Here is a 12,482-nt window from a genome sequence, read left to right on the forward strand (position 1 = left end):
ATTATTCTCCTGCAAGTCCGTTTGTTTGCGTTTGGCTAAGTTGTGTTGATGCATCACTGCTAACAGCACTGATTAATTGGGCAAGGCTTATTTCTTGTTGTTGATATTGCAGCGCAAACTCTTGCTGCTGTGCGGTTAGCAAACCAAAGCCGATAAAATCTAAAGTTGTTAAAGACTCAAGCTGTTGGCTAACCAAGCGACTACCGTTAACTTCAGCAACCCCGACTACCGTTAAGTTATTAGTGCCAGTGGCACGACCAAATACCAATACAAACTGGCCGTCTTTTGGCAGGTAATCTGTCGAGCCATTTAACCAAGGTGCTTGCATATCAATACCCACCTGACCTTGCACTTGGATGCCTTGCGGTTGTACTCCATACAAATATAGCGGTGCTAAGCGTTGTGCCATTTTCATATTGGATTGCATTAGGTCTAGGCCATAGGCAATCACTGTCATTTGCTCTTGGCCTTGATAGCTAAGCTGTGCTTGGCTCAATTCTAAAACGAGGTCACCTTGTGCCAAACTATGTTGCGAATTGCCACTTACCAGTAGGTTGGCAATAGGGTTATTTAGGGTTGGTACGGTAATCTGTGACAAAGCGTTGCGCTGATTGGAAGTTATCGACACAAAGTGTTGAACCGATACTAAACTGCCATCAATATCAGGGCTTACCTGCAATAGGTAATCACCAGAGGCCAGTGGCTCATCATCATTATTGTTATTAGTATAGCCAAAACCATATACGCCATCACCATTGGTTGCAGTACGATATGGCAACTCAGCTTGCTCGTTAGCAAAGGCATCACTAATGGCCACTCGGTAGTTAACGAGTGGATTACGTTGCACATCAACAATCGCGCCATCGATAAAGGTAGGTAAAGGTTGAATGCTATAGGTGTATCTAAGCACTTCTTGGCCATCATAGTTAACTTCAACAAACACTTTGGCGCCATAATCAAAAGGTGTGTTAGGGTAATAACTCACTAATTTGCCATCTGGCGATAAGGCTATTTGCCCAGTGACGGCTTGTTGGTTTTTATTAACAGTTTGTAAGCTCGCGCCTTGCGACATTAACGGACTGGTGCCAGATGCATCTTGGGTTACCCAAGCTTTACCATTTAATGTTTGTTTTACACTAATGGTTAGCTGTTGCGGATCAATCACTTTATTAAAAGTAAGCTGCACAGGTTGATTATAGGTTACTTTAGTGGCGGCTACTTGTGGGTTATGTAGCACAACCGCAAGGCTAATATCTTGCTCATTGGTGACTTGGTATTGCACACTTTGTTGAGCCAGTATTTGGCCACTGCTATCTAGCGCTTGTAGCCATAAGGTGTAGTCACCCGTTTGTGTTGGGCAGTCCACTTCAAGGTTAATTAAGCCATCTTGCCATACTTGTTGCTGGCTAAATGCATTGTCACCTGCTGCGTTATTCACTAACAATTGCAAATGTTGAATGTCGGCGTGATTGGCGGTTAGTTCGGCCGCAACGCGCAATGGCAATTGGCTATCGCTAGCTTGTGCAACAAAATTTTGCTGTGCTTGCGGCGTAATTATATCTATGTTGGCGCGCAAGCTCGACTGGGCAATCCAGCTTAATTCCGCTCGGTTACCGGCACCATCTAAGGCCACTAAATTAATATCACTTGGTGCACTGTCGGTTAACTGCACATCCATAGTAAATTGCCATTCGTTACCCTGTGCGCCTGGTGTTAGGGTTATGGCTGAGCCATTGAGTAATAAACGCGGCTGATTGGCCTCTACCACGGTGCCACTAATGGTATATGGGTTATCAAACAAAGTATTCACTAATGGTGGAGCGTGTAAGGCATTATCAACCAATAACTTTGGCGCTAGACTGTCTTGGCTATACGTAACATTTTGACTGGACTGGCCAACGGCATGGCTTGCATGTAATTGCCAGCTTTGCTGGTTGTTGCTAGGGGTGAAACTAGCACCAAATTTAAACTCGTACTTATTCGCAGCGACTTGTTGTAAATCGACAACCGCACCATCAATAGTCAGTACTGGCGGTATGGTCGAGATAATATTGCCAGCTAATAAGAAGTTACTATTATTCAATTGGCTATTTGGCTGCGGTGATACGATATGAATTTGTGGTGGTTCGGCCACTATAGGTGGCACAAACGTAACCTTAGTGCTAACTTGGTCGTTACCAGCAACAGACTCTGAGGTAACACTAATTTGGTTTTCACCTTCAGCTAGCGTCACTGCCAAAAAGCTAAACTGGTACAAGCGTTCACTTAGGCGTTGCAAGCTAGCTTGTTGCCCAGCAAATGACACAGTGAATTGCTCCGGTGCTAAATCAGTTTGCACCGTACCGCTTACTGTTAGCTCAGCCTGAGCAACTTGACTGTTGGCGACAGGCGTAGATAAGGTTAATACAGGTAAGCTGACATTTAAGCGATCTACTGTAAGCTGCTGGCTATGAACATTGCCCACGATATCTGTTACTTCTACCGCAATAGCATTGTTACCCCAATCTAATAAGACTTGACCACTGAAATTGAGTGGTTCCTGCTGATTAGTATCAGTTGGCGAATTCAGGTGCGCAGCGTAGCGACTGTTGTTATTTAAGTTAATTAAGCGTACTTGGCTAATACCCAAGTTGTCGCTTACTTGCCCAGACAAGGTGATAGTGCTTTGCTCGGTCGTGGTTTGATTACCGTTGAGTTGTAGAGTTGGCCGTACGGGGTCTTCCACAACATTTAGCTGTATGGTTGCTCGTTGTTTTTGACTGGCAGAAACGGATGTAACTGTCATAGTCCAAATTTCATTACTGTTAGTAACCGGTAACTCTAGTTCAAACTGTTCGTCATTAACGGCTATCAAATTAGCGCTTTGCCCTAAGCTTGATTCTAAACTCAATTCAATATCAGCGATGGCATTGGCTACCTGCCCAACAATTTGAATGTTTCGGCGGCTATCAACGGCTATATAACGAATGTAATTTGGTGCTGCTCCCCAAACATTAACGTTCGCAGCCTGCAATAGTTCGGCTTGGATTAATTTAGGTTGAATATGCTGACGCACGGCTGAGTAACTGCCATCATTTGTCACCGCTGTATTAGTGATTGGATTAAAATGATTTAACCGCGCTTGCACGCGATATTGATGCAAAGTATCAGCAACTGGTGCTAAGTCTTGCCACTGGCCTTGTGCTTGATTGTTAGTGCTAAGGGTCGCTACTTGTTGCCAACCCGTGTCTTGACCAAGTTGGCGCCAAATTACGTATTCATCAGCAATGTCGCCCAAGTTGCTAGATGCCTGCCAAGCGATATCAATTGAGTCAAACTCTTGTACTACTTGCGGTTGCGCGATTTGAATATCATTGTAGCTAATAAACTGCTCCGCTAAACCTTGGGTCGGGCTTTGCCAGCCATTAGCAATAGTTAATAGGCGATACTTGTATGCCTTACCATTTTCAATTGAGCTATCGGTATAAGTTTGTTCACTAATATCTAGCGTGGTTAGGGTTTGATAATCGGCGTTACTATTATCCGCCTTCCAGTCAGCGCGTTGCACAATAAATTGATTAGCAATACTGGTAACGCCAACATGCTGCTCGGCGAAATTAGGCCAGTTAAGCTCAACAAGATTATGTTGCTGAACAGCTGAGAGGCTAGCTATACCTTCTAGGGTGTGGCGTGATGCATCATTTGGATATACATCTTGCTCGTTGGCAATTTGGTCGCCATCGCGATCGGTATCACTGTTGTCACCTATGCCGTCTCCATCTAAATCAACCCATTCAGAAGCGTCATTAGGAAAAGCATCAGACTCGTTAGCGACCTGATCACCATCTCGATCAGGATCACTATTATCGCCTATACCATCACCGTCTAAGTCAGCCCACTCGCTACCGTCATTAGGAAATGCATCTGCATCGTTAGCGACCTGATCACCATCTCGGTCGGTATCACTATTATCACCAATGCCATCGCTATCCAGGTCAGTCCACTCGCTAGGGTCATCAGGGAATACATCAGACTCGTTGGCTATTTGGTCACCATCACGATCGGGATCGCTATTGTTACCTATACCGTCGTTGTCTAAGTCAGCCCACTCACTAGCGTCATCAGGAAATACATCAGACTCGTTGGCGAATTGGTCGCCATCACGATCACTGTCGATAACATCAGGTATTAAATCGCCATCCAAATCGGCTTGATAACGGCTGTCCCACGCAAATGCATCATCAGTATTAAGAATGCCATCGTTATCACGATCAGTATCTTGGTTATCTCCTAGACCATCAGAGTCTATATCCGTCCATTCAATTGCCAAGTCTGGAAAAGCGTCAAGTGTATTGAGCACCGAGTCGCCATCACGTTCGATATCTGTGTTGTCGCCTTCGCCATCATTATCGCTGTCTTTGCTTTCAAGTGGATTAGTTGGGAACGCATCTAACGCGTTAGCTACGCCATCATTGTCAATATCAGGATCATAATTGTTACCGTGACCATCCTGATCAGTATCTAACCATTCAAGGGCGTTTAACGGTAATGCATCAAGATAATCTAACCATTTATCGCCGTCATCGTCTTGGTCAATTGCGTTACCTAAACCATCCGCATCAAAGTCACTGCTTTCGTTAGGATTGGTTGGAAAACTATCTTGAGCATTAAGTACACCATCGCCATCAATGTCATCGTCACTGTTGTCGCCAATTAAGTCAGCATCGGTGTCTAACCACTCTGTTGCGTCGTCCGCAAAGGCATCCAGCGAGTTGTTAATGCCATCTCCATCGCGATCGATATCAACACTGTCGGCAATGCCATCTCCATCACTATCTAACCAATCAGCGGCATTGGTTGGGTAAAGGTCTTGCTCGTTTGCAACACCGTCATTGTCAATATCGGGATCATTTTGGTCGGCAATACCATCTTGATCGGTATCACGCCAGTAGTCGGCGTTTTCAGCAAATGAGTCTAATGCATTGGCGATGCCATCACCATCTATATCTGTATCCAATGCATCACTAACGCCATCCTTGTCTAAATCTTTGCTTGCTGCCGAGTTAGTAACAAAGGCATCATTGGCGTTGTCGACACCATCGTTGTCGATATCAGGATCACTATTATCGCCAATACCATCGCCATCGGTATCGCGCCATTCGGTTGGATCTAAAACAAAACTATCAAGTGAATCGACATAACCATCGTTGTCTTTATCTAGATCATCCTTGTCAGCCACACCATCACTATCCGTATCTACTGTCGCTTTGGCGTTAGTAGGAAACGCATCTAGGTTGTTTGCTACACCGTCACCATCAATATCTGTGTCGTTAATATCTGGGTTGCCATCTAAGTCTAAATCAAACTTAGCCAGAGGATCGGTTGGAAAGGCATCTAAAATATCTAGTACTTGATCACCGTCTTTATCTGTATCAAGTGCATCAGGGATATTGTCGCCATCTAAATCGAGAGCGTATTCGGCATTAAATCTAAACTTATCATTTGTATTAGGTACCCCATCACCATCGATATCAGGATCAGAATTATCGCCAATGCCATCGCCATCCGTATCAAGCCATTCATTAGCATTGCTAGCGAAAGCGTCAATGGTATTTGCTACACCATCGTTGTCCCAATCCGTATCTTGATTATCACCTATGCCATCAAAGTCGCTGTCAGCCCACTCTAGAGGGTTGTAAACAAAGGCATCTGATTCATTTGGAATATTGTCGCCGTCGATATCCGCATCGGTTAAGTCTCCAATTTGGTCACTGTCAAAATCACGCCATTCACTCGCGTCATTAGGGAAAGCATCTTGCTCGTTTTTAACAAAGTCGCCATCAATATCGCTATCACGACTATCATCGATACCATCTTGATCGCTATCTGTAAACCATAAGGCCACCGCTGGGAAGGGATCCTCGATATTATTAACACCATCGCCATCTTTGTCGGCATCTGTTTTATCGCCTATGCCATCTTTATCTGTATCTAAATAGTCGGCACTATCGTCTGGGAAAGCATCATTAACATTGATGACACCATCGCCATCTCTATCGTGGTCAGTATCATCTGGAATACCATCGTTGTCTAAGTCTTTACCCAAACCAGCTGGTAACAAATCATCTTCATTGGGTATGCCGTCGCCATCTTTATCTGGGTCTTGGCTATCACCGATACCGTCATTGTCTATATCAGAAAAATCGCGGCTATCTAATGGTAAATCGTCTTTATCGTTTGGCGTACCATCGCCATCAATATCCAAATCAGAATTATCCCCTACACCGTCTCCATCTAAGTCGTTCCATTCTAGAGCTGAAGTCGGAAATTTATCTTGCTGGTTAATAACCCCATCGCCGTCTAGATCACTATCGGCATTATCACCAACACCATCACCGTCTGTATCTGTCCACTCGTTTTTATCGAATTGGAAGGCATCCAACGTATTCAGGCGGTTATCATTGTCGATATCTTGGTCGGTATTATCACCTATGCCATCACCATCAAAATCGGCATTCTCATTAGGGTTATCAGGCATGGCGTCGTCTTGATTTAATACCCCGTCGCCATCTCTATCGCTGTCTAGCTTGTTATCAATGCCATCATTATCTGAATCAAGATAAGCTAAACCATTACTAGGAAAAGCATCCCAATTATCTGGCATTAAGTCCCCATCAAGATCTTGATCGGCGTTATCACCTATACCATCTTTATCGGTATCTGTGGTTTCGTTAGGGTCAAAATCAAAGGCGTCAATGTCGTTGATAACATTATCGTTATCTAAATCCCAGTCGAAGTGATCACCAATGCCGTCTTTATCGTTGTCACGCACTTCGGCAGGGTTGAGCGGGAACTCATCACTATAATTTTCAATCTGATCGCCATCAATATCCCAATCTCTAGCATCAGCGATGCCATCACCATCGGTATCTTTATGCCATTTGTTATTTTCTGGAAAATAATCAAGGCTGTTTAATATACCGTCACCATCAATATCAGGATCATCCTGATCGGCAATGCCATCACTATCTGTATCCCTATGACGAGTATTATCGGTTGGGAACGCATCGGCCCAATTACCTATACCGTCACCATCTCTATCCCAATCCCACCAGTCTGGTATGCCATCTCCATCTAAATCAGGGTGCTCACGCTTTTTCTTCCATTTAAACCAAATACCATTTGGCACTTCATCTTGGTTATTAGGAATACCGTCGTTATCTCGATCAGGATCAGTATTATCGCCAATGCCATCTCTGTCTATATCTAACCATTCGCTTGGATCATTTGGGAAAGCATCTTGCCAATTGGCGTAGGTGTCACCGTCTCTGTCGTAATCACGATTATCACCTATATGATCACCATCTAAATCTTGGCTTTCTTGGGGATTATATGGGAAAGCATCTAGACTATTTTCAACACCATCACCGTCAATATCTAGATCTGAGTTATTGCCGATGCCGTCCCAATCGCTATCTATCCATTCACTGCCGTCATTAGGAAAAGGATCACGATAGTCAGGGAAACTATCACCGTCTTTATCATCATCGGCATAATCACCTAGGCCGTCACCGTCGATGTCGGCTCGTTCGCGTGAGTTAAACGGAAAGGCATCAAGGTGGTTGGCAACGCCATCATTATCCCAATCTTTATCTGAGTTGTCACCGAGCCTATCTCCATCAAAGTCTGACCATTCCGCTCGATTATTTGGAAAAGCGTCAAACTCGTTAGGCACGCCGTCGTTGTCTATATCAGGGTCTTGACTATCATCGATACCATCTCCATCGGTATCATTTTGTAATTGGGCGTTGTAAGGAAATTTGTCGCGTCTGTCGTTGATGCCGTCGTTGTCGTCATCTTTATCTCTATTGTCACCTTGGCCATCGTTATCGAAATCTTGCCACTCGCGTTTATCATCGGGAAACGCATCTAGTGTATTAGCGATACCGTCGCCATCACGGTCTGGATCTAAGTTATCACCTAAGCCATCACGATCTGAATCTGCCCATTCACTAGCAAGGTTCGGAAATTTATCTTTACGGTTACGCTTGTTATCACCGTCAATATCATTGTCTTTATTATCAGGCTTACCATCGCCATCGGTATCAAGCCCTTTGCTGGCGTCAAACGGCCAAGCATCCAGCTCATTTATAATATGGTCACCGTCGATATCTGGGTCTACGTTATCCGCTAAACCATCATTATCTTGATCAGGTCCAATTTCGTGTTCATGCTTATTTGGGTTATTTGGGTAAGCATCTTGAGCGTTTGGATAACCATCGCCATCTCTATCTGGGTCTGAGTTATCACCAATACCGTCAAAATCTAGGTCAGCCCATTCAAGAACATCATTAGGAAACTTATCGTACAGCGCGGTGAAGCCATCACCATCACGATCTCGGTCGGCATTATCGCCGATACCATCGCCATCCATATCGGCGCTTTCTTGAGGGTCATTGGGAAAAGCATCTGCAGCATTGTCGACGCCATCACCGTCTCGGTCTTCATCCGTTTGGTCGGGTTGACCATCGCCATCTATATCTGACCAAGCTAAGGCATTATTTGGAAAGGCATCTTGGCTATTGATAATGCCATCATTATCAATATCGGGATCGGTGTTATCACCTAGGCCGTCACCATCAAAATCGGAAAACTCGCTGCTATTAAATTTAAATCTATCTAGGCTATTAACGACACCGTCATTATCCCAGTCTTCATCTGCTTTGGCTCCTATACCATCGCTGTCCCAGTCAGTATGTTCATTGACGTTTAAAGGAAACGCATCTTGGCCGTTTGCTATGCCATCGCCATCAATATCGAGATCGCTATTATCACCAACTCCGTCTTGATCTAAGTCCTGAGATTCGCTTGCATCGTAAGGAAATTTATCTTGGTCGTTGCTAATACCATCATTGTCCCAATCGTTATCAGATTGACTACCAATACCATCTTGATCCCAGTCTTGCCATTCAGATCTGTTTGCTGGAAATACATCTTGCTGATTAGCAATGCTATCGCCGTCACGATCAGTATCGGCATTATCACCGATACCATCTTGGTCTAAATCGGCTTGCTCATTGACGTTATAAATAAAAGCATCATTGGCGTTAACGACACCATCACCGTCTATATCATTATCTCGATTATCGCCAATGCCGTCGCCATCAGTATCTAACCATTCTGAACCATCAAGAGGAAATGCATCGTCCGTATCAGTTATGCCGTCGCCGTCTTTATCTGTATCAAGTTGATCGGGTATGCCATCTTGGTCGCTGTCTTTTTGGTATTGCGGGTTATAAATAAAAGCATCTTGGTTATTGTCGACGCCGTCACCATCAATATCAGGGTCAATTTGGTCGGCTATCCCGTCTTGGTCGGTATCAGCCCAAAACCTGGATTCTGATGCAAACGCATCTAGGTCATTGCGAATTCCGTCGCCATCTCTATCATCGTCTTGGTTATCTGCAATCCCGTCTTGATCTGAATCTTTATAGGCTAACGCGTCAGCAGGAAAACTGTCCAAGGCATTGTCTACGCCGTCACCGTCTATATCGTTATCTAGTTGATCAGCGATACCGTCTTTATCAAGATCCGACCAAACGCTAGGGTTGTTAGGGAAAGCATCTTTGGCGTTAGCAACGCCGTCACCGTCGATGTCAACATCAATACTGTCGGGAATACTATCGCCATCTGTATCTTTTTTATAATTGGCTTGGTAAGGGAAAACGTCGGCTTGATTCAGTACACCATCATTATCTATATCCTCATCAAGATAGTCGGCAATCCCATCTTGGTCAGTATCAATTGCAGCTTTGTTATCATTAACAAAGGTATCTTGTTGGTTGTCGATACCATCACCATCAATATCGGGATCAGTATTGTCACCTATGCCATCTTGGTCTGTGTCTTTTTGCTCGGCGGCGTTAAATGGCATAGCATCCAATTGATTAACCACTCCGTCACCATCAATATCTTCATCTGCATTATCGCCAATACCATCATTGTCCAAATCTGACCATTCACTCGGATTTAACGGAAAATCATCAATTGCGTTGTGATAACCGTCGTTATCACTATCTAACGTACTTACATCGCGTATAGAGCTAACTAGGGACGAATCTAAAAACTGAGACTGAGTTTGGCTATCTACTGAGGCACTTACAATTGGTGTAAGCTTTTTTGGGTTAAATAAAATAATTTGGATGTGAAAACGTTGCCCTTTGCTTTGGCTTGCCGGTAAGTTAACAGACAATGCTTGTTCTGATCTTAGCTCAAAACTATCGCGATTGATTCTAATTTTCCCTGATAAATTGGAATTTATAACTAGGTTAGTTGATTGCTCAAACGCTTGAAAATAGCCTCTAATCACTAACAACTCGTCTTGAGTGGCCAACGAGGATAATTGGGGGATATTTTGGCGGTTGTCAGGCAGCGTTTTTAATTGAAGCGGCAACGACAATTGTTGCTCGGCAGCAGTTAAATTATAGCCACGAATACTCCAGCCTGGAACTTCTGAGGTAACCGCTTGGTTGGCGTGCAAAGCGTCAGTACTGCAAACCAAGAGTAATCCAGCAAGGCTAGCCTTAAATATCCGCGCAACACAGTGGCGTTGTTGAATCGTCCTTTTTAACATGAGGTACATTATTTCCTGATTTTATTCCAGTGTTGCATATTTTGGGTACTAGAGATAAACACTCGTCTAGTACCTTGTTTAATCTAAATTACTCACAATGGCGTGACAATTCCAATCGAGCATTTTTCTTGAAACAAAATTAGCTGTCTACAGCATTAATTTTTATTTCAGCTTGCGCGCGTAGCTTTTCTCCATGGGCTTTAATTGCCTGCTTCCAAGCTTGTTGAGATAAACGTTTTTGAATATCTCGTTGCACTTGATCCAAAGGTTTGGCTGGCTGTATATAGGCTTTAGTCACTGCAATCCTATACATAGCCTGACCGTCGATTTGCAGATCACTGATTTCACCAGCAGCAATACCTGCTAGCAAATGCTGAAACTGCGCTTGCAGATTGTCTTGGTCATTGGTGCCTTCGCTAACGACTGCAGCTAACCCTTCAATATTTGTATTAACCAAATCATCAATAGAATCTAGAGCCGATAATCTAGCAGCAATAGCTTGAGCGTGTGGATGTTGAGTAACGTTTTCCACCCTTATTCTGCGCCAAAACTTAATCTCTTTTTGGCCAAATTCTTGCTGGTGCTTCTGGTAGTAATCTTTTACTTGTTGCTTAGTAACAGGCTGCGCTTCAACATGCTGGCGAATATAGCGCTCTACCAATTTTTTTTGCTTGTAAGCTGCGACTTCTTTGTCTAATTGCGACATTTCGTCAGCATCCATCTGTTGGCTTTGAATATCAGCCATCAGATGTGACAAAATCATGGAATCTAACACACGTTTTTGTACACGCTGATCAACAAAAATATCTGGTACATTACTCAACGTGCGTTCTAATTCAAAATCCAACTGGCTTTGCAATATTGGCTTACCGTTGATTTCAGCTATAGCTGGGTCTACCTGTTTGTCTTCAACCTTTTGTTTTTGGCAGGACAAAATCAAAACACAGGCTAAACAGGTAGCTAATAATCTGGAGACAGTGGGGCAAGACATTAGCTATTTTCCGTTAACTTAACATCTACACTTTGTTTTAAGCGACTTAATTCTGCTTCTTTAGCCATCTGTCGCAACTTGCGGCGAATATCTCCTCGGACCTGTTCGAATGGCTTTTGCACGACACTTGGTGCAGCATCAAGTTTAATTATGTGGTAACCAAAACTGGTGATAAAAGGGTCTGATACTTCGCCTTCTTGCAGTACTGTAAAAGCTTGATGGGCAAAGTTGGGCGCTATGGCTTGGTCACTGATCCAGCCTAATGAACCACCTTTTTTCGCTGACACTCTATCTTCCGAATATTCATTAACCAAAGCAGCAAAGTCAGCACCATTTTTGGCCTTTGCATGAGCTTCTTGAATCAATTTAAGTTTTTGTGAACGCTCTTCTTCACTTATTTGTGAGTTAGTGCGGATCAAAATATGTGAAACCTTAGCTTTTCTAGTGGCGAACTCTTGCTGATTTTGCGCATAGTAATTGCGAACAGCTTGATCACTTACTTGCTGAGTTAGGTAACTATCCAAGTAATGAGAAACAACCAGATTACGCTTTACATCAGAAATCTCGGCATCAATCTGGCGGATATCGACTTTATTGCTGGCTTCTATTGCTTGTACTAAGGCCTTGCGTTCCGCGAAAATTTGCAAATGCTTAGCTTTATCTTGTGGCGACAGGTTGCGTAATTTTTTTAAATGTAGATACGCATCAAATTCCTGCTGAGTAATGGGGGTTTTACCCACATGTGCGATAATGTTATCTGTTTTTGTGCACGACGCTAACACCATAGTACACGCTAGCAGTATAATTCCTTTAATTTTCATTATTTTCCTCTGAACTTTCTATTTGTTCCATTACTTTTAATGTATTGATTCAGCGCTG

At 43.5% G+C, this 12,482-nt stretch carries 3 protein-coding genes; all 3 read right to left on the reverse strand.

The genetic code is table 11. The features are described 5' to 3' along the window. Position 1: 1 nt before the first annotated feature. Positions 2-10,612, reverse strand: a complete 10,611-nt coding sequence (locus tag FNT16_RS20915) for a thrombospondin type 3 repeat-containing protein (protein ID WP_185976770.1) — start codon at positions 10,610-10,612, stop codon at positions 2-4. Positions 10,613-10,751: 139 nt separating this feature from the next. After that, a complete protein-coding gene (locus FNT16_RS19345; RefSeq protein WP_143873602.1) occupies positions 10,752-11,603 on the reverse strand; it encodes a peptidyl-prolyl cis-trans isomerase in 852 nt (283 codons plus the stop codon). Continuing rightward, a complete protein-coding gene (locus FNT16_RS19350; RefSeq protein WP_143873605.1) occupies positions 11,603-12,424 on the reverse strand; it encodes a peptidylprolyl isomerase in 822 nt (273 codons plus the stop codon). Before FNT16_RS19350 ends, FNT16_RS19345 begins: the two co-directional genes overlap by 1 nt. Between the last annotated feature and the right edge of the window lie 58 nt (positions 12,425-12,482).

Source organism: Catenovulum sediminis (genome assembly GCF_007289895.1).
GTDB lineage: Bacteria > Pseudomonadota > Gammaproteobacteria > Enterobacterales > Alteromonadaceae > Catenovulum > Catenovulum sediminis.